The organism is Nocardia sp. NPDC051832 (assembly GCF_040681285.1).
GTDB lineage: Bacteria > Actinomycetota > Actinomycetes > Mycobacteriales > Mycobacteriaceae > Nocardia.
The window spans coordinates 1,348,730-1,363,804 of the sequence record NZ_JBFAYL010000002.1 but is presented as its reverse complement, the minus strand read 5'-3'; the positions used below and the strand labels follow the sequence as shown (position 1 = coordinate 1,363,804).

Sequence of the window (15,075 nt, the reverse complement as noted above, 5' to 3'; positions counted from 1 at the left end):
TGCGATTGATAATCTCAACTTATGATCGATGGGGTCGAACTCCGCCACCTGCGCTACTTCCTCGCCGTCGCGGACGAATTGCACTTCGGCCGCGCCGCCGCCCGCCTGCACATCGCACAGCCCGCGTTGACACAGCAGATCCAGCGCCTGGAATCCCTGCTGGGCACCCGCCTGCTCGACCGCACGTCCCGCAGCGTCGCCCTCACCCCCGCGGGCGCGGTGCTGCGCGAACGCGCCGCCGCGGTGCTCGGTCACGCCGCCCGCGACCTGGACGAGGTCGCCCGCGTCGGCCAAGGCAGCCAGGGCCGGCTGCACCTGGGTTTCGTCCCCTCGGTGCTCCCGCTCGAGCCGCTCCGCGGGGTCCGCTTGTTCCGTGAGCGCTACCCCTTGGTCGAGGTGGACCTGGTGGAGGGCTACACCTCGCGAATGATGGAGCAGCTCAGCCACGGCGCGCTGGACACCGCCTTCGTCCGTGACCCCGACGACCTGCCCGGAATCCACGTCGCCCCCATGATCACCGAGCCCTTCGTCGCCGTCCTGCCGGCCGACCACCCCGACGCCACCCGCACCACCATCACCGGCCCCGAACTCGCCACCAACCCCCTGGTCTTCTTCCCCAGAGCCGCAGGCACTCTCGCCCACGACAAGAACCTCGCGCCGCTCCTGGAAACCGGCCGCCACCCGCGCATAGTCCAGGAAGGCAACACCTGGACCACCATCATGTACCTCGTCGCCGAAGGCCTCGGCGTCACCATCGCCCCCCGCAGCGCCACCTTCACCGCCCCGGCCTCCGTCCGCATCCTCCCCCTGGCCGGCACCGACGCCGACACCACGATCTACGTCGCGCACCGCACCGCCGACGATCGCGCACTGATCCGTAACTTCCTCGCCTTGCTACCGAATCACATTGCGTCGCAATAGGGTCCGCACCCTAAGCTGATACCGGCCATGGCGTAGCTCAGCAGGTAGAGCGTCTTCACTGCATGTGGAAGGTCGCGGGTTCGATTCCCGCCGCCATGGCCGCCATCCGCTCCGGGGTGCGCTATGCCCCCGCCTCCAGGCCGGCCAGCAGGACTCGGGCAATGCGGTCGAGTTCGGCGCGGTCTTGTTCGGAAAGGACTGCGAGCAGGCGGGTTTCGTTTTCGGTGTGCTCGGTGACGACCTTGTCGATGACGTCGCGGCCCTGTTCGGTGAGGGCGACGCGGATCGCGCGGCGATCGGCGGTGTCGGCGGTGCGGCGGACGAGGCCCGCGGACTCCAGGCGGTCCAGCCGACCCGTCATCCCCGCGCGGGAAAGCATCAGGGTGTCGGCGATGACCGACGGGTTGAGTTCGAAGGGCGCACCGGAGCGGCGCAGCGCCGCAAGCACATCGAACTCGCCGCGCTGGAGGCCGTGCGCGGTGAACACCGCTTCGATCCTGGGCATCGCCACCGTCATCAGACGGCCGAGGCGGCCGAGGATCGCCATTGCCGCCAGGTCCAGGTCCGGGCGTTCGCGCTGCCACTGAGCGGCGATGAGGTCTACCGGATCTTTTTTCGACGCAGCCATGGACAGGATTCTATTCGCTCAGATATAGTTCGGTAGCGAATTATCAAACAACGAATCACTTGGAGTCAGTATGAGCACCCTCGCCACCCGCCCCGCCGCCATCCGCCGGCCGCAGGATGCCGAGACCCTCGGCAATCCCAATGGACAGGTGCGGCTGCTCATCGATTCGAACGAGACCGGCGGGACCGTCAGCACAGTGGAGGTCACCATGGCGCGGGGCGCCGACGGCGCAGCCCCGCACTTCCACACGAAATCCGACGAACTGTTCTATGTGGCCGACGGCGAATTGCAGGTCATGGCGGGCGACGAGATCGTCACGGTGGGTGCGGGCGGGTCGATCGTGGTCCCGAAGTTCATGCCGCACGCGTTCGGCGCGACGCCGGACAGCTCGGCGCGGATCATGATCGCGCTGATGCCGGGGGTGGAGCGGTTCGAGTACTTCCGGCTGCTGGATCGGATCGGCAAGGGCGAGTCCTCGTTCGAGGAGTTGCTGGCCGCCCAGGAGGAATTCGACAACCACTTCGTCGACGCGCCCGAGTGGTGGGCCGAACGCAACGCCAACCGGCGGTGAGAGCCGGCGCTGCCCGAATGTGGCCCAGCTATCAGCGGAAACGGGAACAAACGCGGAGCCGGGAAAGGTTCGCCAAAGCATGACCTTCTCTGTCCCCATTACCGTGCGCGGTTACGAACTCGACAGCCTGGGCCACGTGAATCAGGCCGTCTATCTGCAGTACGCCGAGCACGCCCGCTGGGAATTGCTGCGCGCCGCCGGAGTGGGCCAGGACAAGCTGCTGGCCACCGGCTTCGCCCCGGTGGTCCTGGAGAACAACATCAAATATCAGCGCGAACTACGGGCCGGCGACGAGGTCACCGTGTCCTGCGAATTCGAATGGACCGAGGGCAAGACCTTCCGGATGCATCAGGAAATCCGCAAGATCGACGGCACCATCTCCGCCTTGGTGACGGTGACCGGCGGCGTGATGGACCTGACCGCCCGTAAGCTGGCGAGCGATCCGCGGGAGCGTTTCCGCGCCATCAGCGAACGCCCGGAGCTGTTCGGCCTCTAATAACACACGCGATCGCGAAATCGCCGCCAATTCCGGGCAATTCGCTGAGTAAATCTGCCACACGGAAATAACTCCAGGGTTGCTTACTGCCGGTCGAGGGGGCACCGAAAATCTTTCGGTGCAAGCCCATCCAGGCTCAGGACCCCGTTTGCCACCGGCCGTGAAATCTTTCGAACCGAGCCGATCGGGGATCCGCCCGCGTTATGATCCAGTTCCCGCTCGGGGGCCCTGGCTAATCGCGAGCAGATCGGAGTGCACGTTATGACCGACGCTGATTCCACCCACCCCGGCGACTCCGCAAGCTCCGGCGCCGACCATCCCCGTATCCAAAACCCCGGTTCCAAGCCGTCGGGCGATCGCACTCCCGCTCTCCAGGGCGTCCTGGTGGGCGAATCCGCCCGCGATATCAGCGTCCGCGTCGACGAGGGCACCTGGACCTTCCGGCGCTCCGATGTCCTGCGCATGCTGGATTCGGCGACCCTGGGCGGTCACACCAGCGCCGGCGACTCGGTGCTGGTGAACATCCGCCCCGGCGCCCTGGCCGATTTCACCCAGCGCCGCCGGGTCGACCTCGTGGACCGCCCGATGACCCTCGCCGCGGAACCTTCGCCGGCGCTGGGCGACGAACTGCTGCAACAACTCACGGCCTCGTGGGCCGACCGGCTGCAGCTCGTCGACGTGGCCGGCGGCAGCGGTGCGACCTTCACCTATTGCCAGACCAAATCGCACGACGGCAGCGACGACGGCATCAACTGCGACAGTCTCGACTGACCCGCGATGGTGGCGCGCCGCCCCGGTTCGGTCCTGATCGTCTCCGAAACCGATGATCTGCACGCCACCGCGATGGCGGCGACGTTGCGGGAACACCACGGGCTCAACCCGATTCATCTCGATCTGCGCGATTTCCCGCGTGAGTCCGGCAGTTTCCGCTTGGACCGCGACGGCACCTCCCGCTCCATGTCGCACCTGCTGGGCCTGGACGACGTCCGCTCGGTGTGGTGGCGGCGACCGCATCCAGCCCAGGTGCCCGCCGGCCTCCGTGCCTCCGACGACGCGTTCCGTCAGGCCGAATGCGACGGTTTCCTCCAGGGCCTGCTGTGGTCCATTCCGGCCGCCTGGATCAACGACCCCGGCGCCGACCGCACCGCGAGCCGCAAGATCGTGCAGCTGGAGACCGCACGGCGGGCCGGCTTCTCGGTGCCGGAGACGCTGATCACCAACGACCCGGACGAAGCCCGCAGTTTCACCGAATCCCGGCCCGGCGCAGTGGTTTACAAGCGCACCGGGACCGGCCGCGGCGAATTCGCCGAGACCAGGATCATCACCCGCGCCGACTTCGGGAAGCTGGCGGGCATCCGATCCGCCCCGACCACGTTCCAGGACTACATCGATGCCGACTGCGATCTGCGCGTGGTCTGGGTCGACGGTGTCGAGTGGACCGTGCGCATCGATTCCCAGGCCGGCGTCGGGCGCGTGGACTCGCGCCTCGACACCTCGGTCGAGTTCAGCCGGGAACAGCTGCCCGCCTCGGTCAGCAAGTCTCTGGCCACCCTGATGGGCGCGCTGGGCCTGAGTTTCGGCGTTCTGGACCTGCGACTCGGCCTCGACGGCGAGTACTACTTCCTCGAGGTCAATCCGCAGGGCCAGTTCGCCTACCTGGAGATCAAGACGGGCCTGCCGATGTTCCGCAGCCTCGCCAACCTGCTGGTCGAGGGCGACGGGACGGTGCCGGGGTACTAGCGCCTAGGTGGCCTTGCGCCGGTTGGCGCCACCGCGGCTGCGGAGCTGCACATGCGACTCCACCAGCACATTGTGGATGAAGCCGTAGGAGCGCCCCGTCGCCCGCGCCAATGACCGGATGCTGGCACCCGCCTCGTACTGCTTCTTGAGCTGAGTTTGCAGACGGTCACGTGACTTGCCCGTGACGCGTGTGCCCTTACCCAGTGTGGACTTGCCTGATGATGGCCGATCGCTCATGGCTTCCTCCGAGTCGCCGAGCAGCGCGTCATTCCAGGCTAAGCAACAAACACGCCGTGATCAACGGGTGTTTGTGATGAAAATCACGCAAGCTGAATAAGTTCCAAGTATTCGGCCGACCAGTGATCCTCCGTGCCATCCGGCAGTAGAATGACCCGCTCCGGCGACAAAGCCTCTGCCGCACCGGGATCGTGGGTCACCAGCACCACCGCCCCCGCGTAGGTGCGCAGCGCATCGAGCACCTGTTCGCGGGAAACCGGGTCCAAGTTGTTGGTGGGTTCGTCGAGCAGCAGCACGTTGGCCGAGGAGGACACCAGGCCCGCCAAAGCCAGGCGGGTCTTCTCACCGCCGGAGAGGGTGCCCGCGGGCTGCTCCAGCTGCGGCCCGGAGAACATGAACGCGCCCAGCAGGCTGCGCAGCTCCTGCTCCCCCGCGTCCGGCGAGGCGTGGCGGATGTTCTCCCAGACGGTGGCGTTGTCGTCGAGAGTGTCGTGCTCCTGGGCGAAATAGCCGACCTTGAGGCCGCGGCCCGGCTCCAGGCCGCCCGCGGTCGGCGTCTCCACCCCGGCGAGCAGCTTGAGCATCGTGGTCTTACCCGCGCCGTTGAGGCCCAGGATGACGACGCGGCTGCCCTTGTCGATGGCGAAGTTGACGCCGGTGAAGATCTCCAGCGAGCCGTACAGCTTGGTCAGGTCTTTGACCATCAAGGGCGTCTTGCTGCAGGGTGCGGGTTCGGGGAACTTGATCCGCGCGACCTTGTCGGCGACCCGGATGTCGTCCAGGCTCGCCATCAGCTTGTCGGCGCGCTTGGTCATCTGATGGGCCGCGGCGGCCTTGGTGGCCTTCGCGCCCAGCTTCGCGGCCTGCGCCTTCAGCGCGCTCGCCTTCTTCTCGGCGTTGGCGCGCTCCCGCACCCGGCGCTGTTCGTCGGTGGCGCGGGCGTCGAGGTACTTTTTCCAGCCCATGTTGTAGACGTCGGCCTCGCCGCGCACGGCATCGAGGAACCAGACCTTGTTGACCACGTCGCCGAGCAGTTCGACGTCGTGGCTGATGACGATCAGGCCGCCGTCGTGGCTCTGCAGAAAGCCGCGGAGCCAGGTGATGGAGTCGGCGTCGAGGTGGTTGGTCGGCTCGTCCAGCAGCAGCACGGTGTCCGAACGCCCACCGCTACCGTCGGACGCGGCGAACAGGATGCGTGCCAACTCGATTCGACGGCGCTGACCACCGGAGAGCGTGCGCAGCGATTGGCCGAGCACGCGCTCGGGCAGACCCAGGCTGTTGCAGATGCGGGCGGCTTCACTCTCGGCGACATAGCCGCCGAGGGAGGAGAACCGTTCCTCCAGGCGGCCGTACTTGCGGATCGCCTTGTCGCGCGCGTCCTCGTCGGCGACCTCGGCCATCAGGGCCTGCTGCTTCTCCATGTCGTGCAAGAGGGTGTCCAGGCCACGCGCGGAGAGCACCCGATCGCGCGCCAGCACGTCCAGGTCGCCTTCCTTCGGGTCCTGTGGCAGATAGCCGATATCGCTGGAGCGCAGGATCTTTCCGGCGTACGGCTCGCCCTCGCCCGCCAGGATCCGCAGCGTGGTGGTCTTGCCCGCGCCGTTGCGCCCGACGAGACCGATCCGGTCGCCCGCCTGCACCCGCAGCGCCGGCCCGGGGGCCGTCAACAGGGTGCGGACTCCGGCCCGGACCTCCAGGTCGGTCGCGGTGATCACAGACGGGCTCCTCACGGATTCAGCGGTGCTGGGCGGTTGCTGCTCGATTGTCCGGCGAATCGAGCACAAGAACCACCGATTTTACCCGTGTGGCCCAGGACACCGAGGTCATGGGGCATACATCACACGGCCACGGCATCCCACCGCGCTCCGTCCGCATGCCCCAGTCGCACCTTGGGACTCGCGAGCGTGGTTCCGCACCAGAGTCCCCGTACAGACCTACAGCGACGTTGGGAGCACCTAGGTGCCCAGTCCGGCGCGTACAGCTGCGCTGTTCTCCGACGCCGATCGGTCGAAATTGCTTACCAACAAACCGGCGTTGGATGAATCACCAGCGAACATCGCCTGCCAGGTATCTTGTCCAGATGCAACCAAATTCGCGGCTGCCTGCATATCCGCGCCGAGTTCGCCGCTCGACGCCGATTCTGATAGCTGCTGGAGTTCGGCTGCGGATAGTTGATTCTCCTGCTGGTAGGCAGCAGCTTTTCCTGCTAGCCCCGAAAGGTGCGACTGGAGCTTGGTCAGTGCCCCGGATACTGAGTCATCGGGTGTGACAGCGGCCATCTTTATAGTCCTTATGCAGTGGCGGGAGCGGGCGGCAGAGCATCCGGCATGAACATTGCCATTCCCAGATTAATGAAATGTACAATTGTTGCCAGGAGGGTGGCGAACAATGTCAGCGCAAGCCTGAGTTCATTGAGCAGAGTCAATGTATTCTTAACCGATTTGACCAGTTTCCACTGCCCCCAACCCGGTATCGTGGCCGCAGTCCAGGCGCCCATAAGGGTCTGGAAAGCGATGAGGATCGCATCGACGATGATCTGCGCCATCGCGACGGCCTCATCAACCGCATGCCGCAGATGATCAGCCAGTTTCGCAAGGAACTGTTGCTGATTCGACAACGACGTATCCCACTTACCGAAATATTCGGTCTGCGATGTCGCCGCCTTTCCTATCCAGGTCTTTTGAATTTCACTCTGGCCTTGCTTGAGATTGACTCGGACCACTTCCATCGCCGCCGCGACATTGCGCCACGCAGATACTTGCGTACCCGCCTTGCCGATATCCCCCGCGATCAGATCGGTGACTTCCGCGCGGCAATCGAAGTCACTAACCGTTTTGATGACTCCAACAACTCTGTCGAAGATCAATCCGAAAGTGATAATAGGCAACGTTCGAGTGTCGACAGTCGGCGCCACCAGCTTTTCCGTGGCGGATGCGGTATCCTTGAAGCCGTCGACCGACTTATCGTCAACGACAGTGATCGGCGTATCGTCAAGCTTTGCGATCGCAGTGGCGAAGTCTCTGTCAGTCCTTCGATATTCGTCGCCGGCATAAATCAGAGCGGACTCGGCATCACTGATTCTATCCCCGTCCAACTGAAGGGCGGTATGGACGACGGGGAGAAATTTGGAATAGTCACCTGATAATTTTTCGAGGATCCGCCCGAAATTTGCATCCGCAATTTCGCTGGTTGCGTAGCTATGCACCTTGCCGAGGGCCCTCCCTCCGCGCCCCACCTGCTCCGCCCATCCCCCGAGGTCAGCTACCTCAACCGAGAACTGCGACATCTCATCCCCTCCAACAACATTCAATCATAAAACTGTGCACAGTGAACCACGTCGCCGCCACGGGGGCAACAGACCTGGATTGCCGAATGTGTTGTCCTACAGGGTTTCCCGCTGAGCTGCGCCGCTCGGTCACCTGATGAGGTTCTCAGCTCCAAGATCGGTTCAGTGAATCCGCCAGTAAGCCGCCATCAATGTCGCATCCGCCACCAAAACCCCCAAAATCACCGCCCAATGCCAGGCAACGGACATGCGCCGCCGAAACGCGAGGAGTACCAGAACCACTCCAAGCAGCCCCAACGCTGTGTAGACCACGACCCACACGCGGCTATCTGCCGTAAGGCCAATCAAACCGACGATGACCGAAGCCAGCCCCGCTCCAACAGTCGCTCGTTCCCGCAAGAAGCCTTCGGCGAAGGATCCCGCTGCCCTACCGATCTCACGGGCACGCCCCCGATCAGGCTGTTCGGGCCCACCTGGAACGTCAGTGGCATCCGCATACTGATCCGCCCCGTGCAGCCCTGGACCATCTTCTCTATCTCCGGACATGGACCCGATCCTAGAGGCTGGTCGCCACACCCGCTGTGCCGCAGGGACTCTCAGAGGCGTGAACAACTGCACCGTTGTGGCGGGTTATTCAGACCGCCGTATACCGTCCAGCCGACATCGGGCAGGTCGGCTCGTCTTCCGAAGCCGTCCTGCCCGCGTCAGCAGTGCGCCGAGTGCCTCCGACTGCCCGGCCGATCCTCAGACGTATCAGCCGATCTCCCGGTAACTTCCACATCGGCAGCGAAAAGGCACCGGCAGAGTGAGTTCACCCAGGACATAGACCTGATGATCTGACGCCTCGGGCGACTGAAGGCCAACTGTCGCCCCCTCCTCGCGAGCCGGCAGCTCACGTCCTCAGTGGTCCTCGATGGTCCAGTGCACGCCGAACGGGGCCAATGCGGCGAGGAAGTCGGCTGGGTCGAAGGCTTGGGCGGGGGCGAGGACGCCGGCTGATGCAGGGGTAGTGGCGAGCCGGGCCGCGGCTTCTACGGCGGTCCGGGCGGTGGTGCCGTAGGTGTCGGGGCCAGAGATGACGCCGCGGGCTCGGCGGCCGGATTCCGCGACGGCGTCGAGCACGATCGTCCAGGTTCCGGCGGCTCGTTGTGCGTCGTTCGGACCGACCGGGAGGGATTCGATCATCTCGTTCGTGAGCGGGGTCGCGAACAGGGCGCGGGTCGAGTCCTCGACCATGCCCCGGACGGTGCGCACGGAGACGTGGCGGGGTACGGAGACGGGTTCCTGGAGCGGGAAGGGGGCCACGGCGACCGGTTCCGCCGCGCCCGGCAGGGTGACGGGTGCGGGCGGGTCGAAAGGACCGGGCCGCCAGGCGTTGTCGAGGTAGGCGAGGCCGCCGTCGGTCATCGCGTCCGCGATGCCGAGCATGGTGCGCAGCGAGCCGCGGGACATGGCGGTCTCGCCGCCGAAACGGTGAATGGAGGTGAGTTCGGCGAGGGGGCCGAGGCGTTCGCCGAGCAGGTGGGCGAGCAGGTCGCCCGGGATGCCGCCGTCGGTGGCCGCGGGCACGATCGTGACGCCGGCGGATTCGGCCGCGGCAGGGTAGGTCTCGTAGACGTGCTGCAGGAACGGCTGCTCGCCGCAGGTGTCGGTGTAGTGGGATCCGGCGGCGAGGGCGGCGGCGATGACGCGGTCGCCGGTGGACGTGAACGGGCCCGCGCAGTTGATGACCACGTCGGCGTCCTGGAAGGCAGCCACCAGGGCCGTGTGATCGTCGAGGGTAGCCACCCGTAGGTCCGCGTCGGGCATACCCGCTTGGGCGGCAGCGGCTTTCAGTTTGCCCGCGTCGCGGCCGACCAGGACGGGGGTGAGGTTGCGGCGAGCGAGTTCGGCGAGTACGAGGATGCCCTGGAAACCGCTCGCGCCGTAGACGGCAAAGGTGTGATTCGACATGAACTCACCGTAGGAAGTCTCGTTGAGCCAGCCAATGATCCTATGGCTCACATTGATACGTGAAACGCTCACTGCCGCGTGTTGTGCCACACTGGGTCTCGTGGACGTGCTCAGTGACGTGATTTCGGCGATGCGGATCGGCGTGCCGCACTCCTCCCACACCCGGCGGATCGCGCCGTGGCAGGACCATTTCCCGGCCGCGCCGGGCGCGGGGTTCCATATCGTGCTCGCCGGCTCCTGTCTGCTGGTCCCGGACGACGGCGCACCCCTCACGCTGCGCGTCGGCGACGTGGCTTTCCTGACGCGCGGCGTCGGTCACGCACTGACGGCGGTCTCCGGCGAGATCGAAGCCGAAACGGTATTGCTTTGCGGCGCTTACCAACTCGACCCGAGCCGGACGCACCCATTGCTGGACGGACTCCCCCAGGTGTTGCACCTGCCCGCCCGGCTCGGCCACGACGCGGCGGTCCGCGCGACCGTCGATCTGCTGGCCTCCGAGCTGGAACAGAACCTGCCCGGCAGCAGCAGCACCGTGATCGCGCTGCTCGATGTCCTGCTACTGCTGATCCTGCGCACCTGGCTGGGTGAAACCAGCCACCCGGCGACGAGTTGGGCTGCGGCCCTACAGGATCCAGGGATCGCGACGGCGCTGCGCACGATGCACGAAGACATCGCCCGGCCCTGGACGATCCCGGAGCTGGCGGCGGTAGCGGGAATGTCCCGCGCGACGCTGACCCGCCGCTTCACCGCCCTGGTCGAGCGCGCACCCCTCGCCTACCTGACCTGGTGGCGGCTGACCACCGCCGCCCGCCTGCTGCGCGACTCCGAAGCCACCGTGGCTGCCATCGCCGCCCAGGTCGGGTACGGCTCGGAATACGCCTTCTCCGCCGCCTTCAAACGACAGCACGGCCTCGCGCCAGGCCGCTACCGAGTCATTCCCGAACGTAGCCTTCGCACAGCGACGAAATGAGGCGCGCTGTTTGTGACTGCACAGGCCCAGCCGTCACCTCACAGCGGTGGGCCCCGTCTGCTGCCAGATCGCCGACAAAATCTGCGCGATGGTCACCCGCTACGGCGCCACCCAGCAGCCATCCCCCGCTGGATGGATGCTCCACGAAATGCGGCGCTCCCGCCGAGGAGGCGGGCCGGCCTCACTCGACGGGTTGGCTGAACCGAGTACGCGTAGGTCCAGGGCTTAGATCGAGGCCGACACGTCCGAGTGCGCCGCCAGTGCCTGGCCGGTGAGTTCGACCGAGCGCAGGCGGTCTTCGATGTCACTGGCGTGGTGGGCGGTGATCAGTTCGTCGGCGCCGATCGAGGTCGCGAATTCCTCCAGGTACGTGCGGACTTCGGCGGGAGTGCCGGTGGCGGTGTAGCGCGTCATGCCCGAGAGTTGCCGACCGTTGGGGGACGCGAGGAAAGCGTCGATTTCCTCGTCGGTGAAGTCGCCTGCGGCGGGGCCGCGGGCGATCATGGCGCGGGCTCGGGCGCGGTAGGCGATGGTTTTCTGCTCGACGGCCTCATCGTGGGAGTCGGCGGCGAACACGTTGATGCCTGCCATGACGTAGGGCTCGGCGAGTTGTTCGGACGGTTTGAAGGTGTCGCGGTAGACGGCGACGGCTTCGTGCAGCGCGTCCGGAGCGAAGTGTGAGGCGAAAGCGTAGGGCAGGCCGAGGTGGGCGGCGAGCTGAGCCCCGAATAGGGAGGAACCCAGGATGTAGAGCGGGACAACGGTTTCCGCGCGCGGGACGGCCTGAACTCCGGCCACGCGGGAGTCGCCGCTGAGAAAGCCCTGGAGTTCGAGGACGTCGCGGGGGAAGTTGTCGGCGGTGGACGGATCCCGGCGCAGGGCGTACAGGGTCTTCTGGTCACTGCCGGGCGCACGGCCCAAGCCGAGGTCGATCCGGCCCGGGAACAGCGACTCCAGGGTCCCGAATTGTTCGGCGATCACCAGCGGCGAGTGGTTGGGCAGCATGATGCCGCCCGCGCCGAGCCGAATGGATTCGGTGTGGTTCGCGACGTGACCGATCAGCACGCTCGTCGCACTCGAGGCGATCGACCGCATGTTGTGGTGCTCGGCGTACCAAACGCGGCGGTAACCATTGCGCTCGGCGGCCTGAGCCAGCGCGACACTGTTCTGGAAACTGTCGCGCGCGGTCTGACCACGGGAGACGGTCGCCAGGTCGAGGATGGAGAGTGCGAAGGGCATACGGGTGTGCAACGCCCACACCCGCAGCCGTTATTTCATCCCACCGCCGACTACCTGGTCACACAGGCCTGGCTACCACGCGGTGCCGCCGCAAGCCCTAGCCGTCGAAATAGCCGTGACCGCACGGACGAGCCAGTCCGACAGCTGATAGTCATCGCCGTTGCCGGGACCCGGCTGCCGAGCACGGGGAGTCCGGGCGAACAAGGGCTTCGGCGCAGGTCGTCGCGAACCTGGGGCGTTGGTCAGCGGAACGGTGCGCTGAGGTGTCACCGGAAGTTCCCGCGCTACGCGCGGCGTGTTCACCGGGGACCACCCTTGGTATTCCTACCGTGGCTTATGGACCTGTCACGACGGGGATTGCTGCGGTTCGCGGGCGTGGGATCGGCGGCGGTGCTGGTGGGCGCGGCGGCTGCCGGAAGTGTGCGGTACGCCGCACCGCGGTGGCGCGGGCAGGACCCGTTCAGCTTGGGTGTCGCTTCCGGTGATCCGCTGCCGGACGGGGTCGTGCTGTGGACGCGGCTGGCGCCGGACCCGCTGGCCGAGGACGGGCACGGCGGAATGGGACTGGCGCCGGTGAGCGTGGACTACGAGGTGGCCCACGATGCCGGGTTCCGGCAGGTGGTGGCGCGCGGCAGCGCGGTGGCCACCCGGGAACTGGCGCACAGCGTGCATCCGGAGATTCACGGGCTGGAACCGGATCGGTGGTACTTCTATCGATTCCGGGCGGGGACCGCGGTGTCGCCGATCGGGCGGACCCGGACCGCGCCGGCACCGGGCAGCGCGTTCGCGCGGCTGCGGTTCGCGTTCGCGTCCTGCCAGTCGTGGAGCTCGGGTTATTTCACCGCCTATGAGCACATGAGCGCCGAGGATCTCGATCTGGTCGTGCATTTGGGTGATTACGTCTACGAGGCCGCGTGGACCCGCAACCGCGGCGTCCACACGCCCGACCTGAGCGGTGAAGCCGTCGATCTGCGTAGCTACCGGTTGCGCTACGGCCAGGCCAAGGCCGAGCAGCCGCTGCGGGACGCGCACGCGGCGTTCCCCTGGCTGGTCACCATGGACGATCACGAGGTCGACAACAACTGGGCCGGGCCGAACGGCGGGGACGGCAACGACATCTACAAGATTCCGGCGGTGTTCCGGTCCCGGCGCGCGGCGGCGTTCCAAGCCTGGTACGAACATCAGCCGTTGCGGATCGCGCAGCTTCCGTCCGGGCCGAATATCTTGCTGCACAGGCGGTATCGGTTCGGGGACCTGGCCGAGATCACCATGCTCGACACCCGGCAGTACCGATCCGACCAAGCCTGCGGTGACGGCGGCCTGGTCCGGTCCTGCGCGGACCGCTTCGCGCCCGATCGCACGTTACTCGGTGCGCGGCAACGGGATTGGCTGCTGTCGGGGCTGACGAACTCCCCGGCCCGCTGGCAGCTGCTGGGCAATCAGGTAGCGATGGCGCGCTCGGATTACGATCCGGGTCCCGGTGAGTCGCTGGGCACCGACGCCTGGGACGGCTATATCGCCGACCGGAACACCTTGCTCGGCGCGGCCACCGACCAGGACGTCCGGAACCTGGTGGTGCTCACCGGCGATCGGCACCAGAACTATGCCGCCGATCTGCGGCGCGACTTCAGCGATCTCGAATCCCCGGTGGTCGCCACGGAATTCACCGGGACCTCGATCAGCAGCAACGGCGACGGCGCCGACATGACCGATACCGGCCGGGCGCTGCTCGCCGCCAACCAGGACCTGAAGTTCTTCAACGCTCAGCGCGGGTATGTCCGGGTCGAACTCGATCAGCACGTACTGCGCGGCGACTTTCGCGTCATGCCGTATGTGACGCGGCGCGGCGCACCCATTTCGACCCGGGCCGCGTATGTCGTCGAGGACGCGGTTCCCGGGGTGCGGGAAGCCTGGCGGCCCGCGCCGCCGGTGGGCGACACGCAGTCCGGCGCACTTGCCGCACCCGCCGCGAACCCGCCCGGCTGACCCGCTCACGCTGGGGTGATATTCGATCGGATATCAACCGACACACGGATTGGTCTTGGACAGCCGTGCCGATCGCGTGTTGTCGTGTGTTCATGATCAAGACCAAGAAGTTCGCGATCCTGGCGGCGGTGCTCGTCCCGCTGGCCAGTGCGTGCGGGACCGCCGCGACCGAACCGGCCACCGTCTCCGCCACGCCCGTGGCCGCCACTCAGCTGACCGACATCGAGAGCCGCCATCAGGCTCGCCTCGGCGTATTCGCCCTCGATACCGGCTCCGGAAAGACCGCCGGGCACCGCGCGGACGAACGGTTCGCGATGCTCTCCACCTTCAAGACGCTCGCCTGCGCGGCACTGCTGAAAGCGCAGCCGCTGGCCGGGGGCTACTGGGATCAGGTCATCCATTTCACCGAGGCGGACGTCGCCAAGGCCGAAGGCTCAGCGGTGACCGGAGGGCGCATCGCCACCGGCATGACGGTCCGCGAATTATGCGACGCCGCAATCACTTACAGCGACAACGCCGCCGCCAACGAGATCCTGAAGCTGCTCGGCGGACCGCAGGCCGTCACGACGTTCCTGCGCGGCATCGGCGATCAGGTCTCCCGCCTGGACCGCTGGGAACCCGAGGTCAATACCGCCATCCCCGGCGACGAACGCGACACCACCACCCCGGCCGCGATCGTCCGCGACTACCAGGCCCTGACCCTCGGCGACGCGCTGCCGGCACCGGAGCGGGACCAACTGGTGGCCTGGTTGAAAGCGAACACCACCGGCGGCAGCCGAATTCGGGCCGGCCTGCCCGCCGACTGGACGACCGGCGACAAGACCGGCACTTCCAGCGCCTACGGCTCAGCCAACGATGTCGCCATCACCTGGCCCGCCGGCGGCGGCGCACCACTGGTGATCGCGGTGCTGTCCACCCACGCCGACGCGACCGCCCAGCCCGACAACACATTGGTCGCGGCGGCGACGAAAGAGGTTGTCGCGGCGGTGCGCTGAGCCCAGCCGGCTCTGCGGTTTGTCGATCCGCCCCCTGATCAGCGCGCCAGGGG

General features: G+C 66.6%; 15 protein-coding genes and 1 tRNA gene. 9 read left to right on the top strand and 7 right to left on the bottom strand.

The features are described from left to right. Nucleotides 1-21: 21 nt before the first annotated feature. Together AB0M14_RS16170 and AB0M14_RS16165 are read left to right on the top strand one after the other, a co-directional pair. Nucleotides 22-921, top strand: coding sequence for a LysR substrate-binding domain-containing protein (locus AB0M14_RS16170; protein ID WP_364994847.1), 900 nt, complete (start codon nucleotides 22-24; stop codon nucleotides 919-921). Nucleotides 922-944: 23 nt separating this feature from the next. Next, nucleotides 945-1,026, top strand: a tRNA-Ala gene (locus tag AB0M14_RS16165). 16 nt (nucleotides 1,027-1,042) lie between these two features. Here AB0M14_RS16165 and AB0M14_RS16160 read toward each other — a convergent pair. Beyond that, on the bottom strand, nucleotides 1,043-1,549 hold the full coding sequence (locus AB0M14_RS16160) for a MarR family transcriptional regulator (RefSeq protein WP_364994845.1): 507 nt from the start codon (nucleotides 1,547-1,549) through the stop codon (nucleotides 1,043-1,045). 70 nt (nucleotides 1,550-1,619) lie between these two features. Between AB0M14_RS16160 and AB0M14_RS16155 the strand changes: the two genes are divergently transcribed. The 4 genes from AB0M14_RS16155 to AB0M14_RS16140 all read left to right on the top strand — a co-directional run bounded on the left by AB0M14_RS16155 (nucleotide 1,620) and on the right by AB0M14_RS16140 (nucleotide 4,356). Next, nucleotides 1,620-2,120: a cupin domain-containing protein gene (locus AB0M14_RS16155; RefSeq protein ID WP_364994842.1), complete on the top strand. Its 501-nt coding sequence runs from the start codon at nucleotides 1,620-1,622 to the stop codon at nucleotides 2,118-2,120. A gap of 79 nt (nucleotides 2,121-2,199) precedes the next feature. Continuing rightward, on the top strand, nucleotides 2,200-2,616 hold the full coding sequence (locus tag AB0M14_RS16150) for an acyl-CoA thioesterase (RefSeq protein WP_364994839.1): 417 nt from the start codon (nucleotides 2,200-2,202) through the stop codon (nucleotides 2,614-2,616). A gap of 261 nt (nucleotides 2,617-2,877) precedes the next feature. Continuing rightward, nucleotides 2,878-3,387, top strand: a complete 510-nt coding sequence (locus AB0M14_RS16145) for a hypothetical protein (RefSeq protein WP_364994837.1) — start codon at nucleotides 2,878-2,880, stop codon at nucleotides 3,385-3,387. Nucleotides 3,388-3,393: 6 nt separating this feature from the next. Further along, a complete protein-coding gene (locus AB0M14_RS16140; RefSeq protein ID WP_364994835.1) occupies nucleotides 3,394-4,356 on the top strand; it encodes a hypothetical protein in 963 nt (320 codons plus the stop codon). Between the two features lie 3 nt (nucleotides 4,357-4,359). On the opposite strand, the gene AB0M14_RS16135 is transcribed toward AB0M14_RS16140, so the two are convergent. The 5 genes from AB0M14_RS16135 to AB0M14_RS16115 all read right to left on the bottom strand — a co-directional run bounded on the left by AB0M14_RS16135 (nucleotide 4,360) and on the right by AB0M14_RS16115 (nucleotide 9,832). Further along, entirely contained in the window at nucleotides 4,360-4,593 is a 234-nt protein-coding gene (locus tag AB0M14_RS16135; RefSeq protein ID WP_364994832.1) for a helix-turn-helix domain-containing protein, read from the bottom strand. Between the two features lie 83 nt (nucleotides 4,594-4,676). Beyond that, complete coding sequence (locus AB0M14_RS16130) at nucleotides 4,677-6,308, bottom strand: ABC-F family ATP-binding cassette domain-containing protein (RefSeq protein ID WP_364994830.1); 1,632 nt, start codon at nucleotides 6,306-6,308, stop codon at nucleotides 4,677-4,679. A gap of 240 nt (nucleotides 6,309-6,548) precedes the next feature. Continuing rightward, nucleotides 6,549-6,872 carry a hypothetical protein gene (locus AB0M14_RS16125; protein WP_364994828.1) on the bottom strand — a complete coding sequence of 108 codons (324 nt, stop codon included), beginning with the start codon at nucleotides 6,870-6,872 and terminating at the stop codon, nucleotides 6,549-6,551. A gap of 11 nt (nucleotides 6,873-6,883) precedes the next feature. Further along, nucleotides 6,884-7,879: a hypothetical protein gene (locus AB0M14_RS16120; RefSeq protein ID WP_364994826.1), complete on the bottom strand. Its 996-nt coding sequence runs from the start codon at nucleotides 7,877-7,879 to the stop codon at nucleotides 6,884-6,886. A gap of 900 nt (nucleotides 7,880-8,779) precedes the next feature. Then, the gene (locus tag AB0M14_RS16115; protein ID WP_364994823.1) at nucleotides 8,780-9,832 is read right to left on the bottom strand and encodes a saccharopine dehydrogenase NADP-binding domain-containing protein; all 1,053 of its coding nucleotides are present in this window, start codon (nucleotides 9,830-9,832) and stop codon (nucleotides 8,780-8,782) included. 100 nt (nucleotides 9,833-9,932) lie between these two features. Between AB0M14_RS16115 and AB0M14_RS16110 the strand changes: the two genes are divergently transcribed. Next, on the top strand, nucleotides 9,933-10,802 hold the full coding sequence (locus AB0M14_RS16110) for an AraC family transcriptional regulator (RefSeq protein WP_364994821.1): 870 nt from the start codon (nucleotides 9,933-9,935) through the stop codon (nucleotides 10,800-10,802). Nucleotides 10,803-11,027: 225 nt separating this feature from the next. Here the strand turns inward: AB0M14_RS16110 and AB0M14_RS16105 are convergent, their stop codons facing one another. Then, nucleotides 11,028-12,041, bottom strand: coding sequence for an LLM class flavin-dependent oxidoreductase (locus AB0M14_RS16105; protein WP_364994818.1), 1,014 nt, complete (start codon nucleotides 12,039-12,041; stop codon nucleotides 11,028-11,030). Nucleotides 12,042-12,377: 336 nt separating this feature from the next. Here AB0M14_RS16105 and AB0M14_RS16100 point away from each other — a divergent pair, with 336 nt between their 5' ends. Both AB0M14_RS16100 and bla read left to right on the top strand, forming a co-directional pair. Further along, nucleotides 12,378-14,027 (top strand): alkaline phosphatase D family protein, encoded by a 1,650-nt coding sequence (locus AB0M14_RS16100; RefSeq protein WP_364994815.1) that lies wholly within the window; start codon nucleotides 12,378-12,380, stop codon nucleotides 14,025-14,027. A 92-nt stretch (nucleotides 14,028-14,119) separates the two neighbouring features. Next, on the top strand, nucleotides 14,120-15,022 hold the full coding sequence (gene bla / locus AB0M14_RS16095) for a class A beta-lactamase (RefSeq protein WP_364994812.1): 903 nt from the start codon (nucleotides 14,120-14,122) through the stop codon (nucleotides 15,020-15,022). Nucleotides 15,023-15,075 lie beyond the last annotated feature (53 nt).

Excerpts from the sequence above, each read along its gene's own strand:
- AB0M14_RS16170 (WP_364994847.1), top strand. The coding sequence starts at position 22 with ATGATCGATGGGGTCGAACTCCGCCACCTGCGCTACTTCCTCGCCGTC.
- AB0M14_RS16160 (WP_364994845.1), bottom strand. The coding sequence starts at position 1,549 with ATGGCTGCGTCGAAAAAAGATCCGGTAGACCTCATCGCCGCTCAGTGG.
- AB0M14_RS16155 (WP_364994842.1), top strand. The coding sequence starts at position 1,620 with ATGAGCACCCTCGCCACCCGCCCCGCCGCCATCCGCCGGCCGCAGGAT.
- AB0M14_RS16150 (WP_364994839.1), top strand. The coding sequence starts at position 2,200 with ATGACCTTCTCTGTCCCCATTACCGTGCGCGGTTACGAACTCGACAGC.
- AB0M14_RS16145 (WP_364994837.1), top strand. The coding sequence starts at position 2,878 with ATGACCGACGCTGATTCCACCCACCCCGGCGACTCCGCAAGCTCCGGC.
- AB0M14_RS16140 (WP_364994835.1), top strand. The coding sequence starts at position 3,394 with ATGGTGGCGCGCCGCCCCGGTTCGGTCCTGATCGTCTCCGAAACCGAT.
- AB0M14_RS16135 (WP_364994832.1), bottom strand. The coding sequence starts at position 4,593 with ATGAGCGATCGGCCATCATCAGGCAAGTCCACACTGGGTAAGGGCACA.
- AB0M14_RS16125 (WP_364994828.1), bottom strand. The coding sequence starts at position 6,872 with ATGGCCGCTGTCACACCCGATGACTCAGTATCCGGGGCACTGACCAAG.
- AB0M14_RS16120 (WP_364994826.1), bottom strand. The coding sequence starts at position 7,879 with ATGTCGCAGTTCTCGGTTGAGGTAGCTGACCTCGGGGGATGGGCGGAG.
- AB0M14_RS16115 (WP_364994823.1), bottom strand. The coding sequence starts at position 9,832 with ATGTCGAATCACACCTTTGCCGTCTACGGCGCGAGCGGTTTCCAGGGC.
- AB0M14_RS16105 (WP_364994818.1), bottom strand. The coding sequence starts at position 12,041 with ATGCCCTTCGCACTCTCCATCCTCGACCTGGCGACCGTCTCCCGTGGT.
- AB0M14_RS16100 (WP_364994815.1), top strand. The coding sequence starts at position 12,378 with ATGGACCTGTCACGACGGGGATTGCTGCGGTTCGCGGGCGTGGGATCG.
- bla (WP_364994812.1), top strand. The coding sequence starts at position 14,120 with ATGATCAAGACCAAGAAGTTCGCGATCCTGGCGGCGGTGCTCGTCCCG.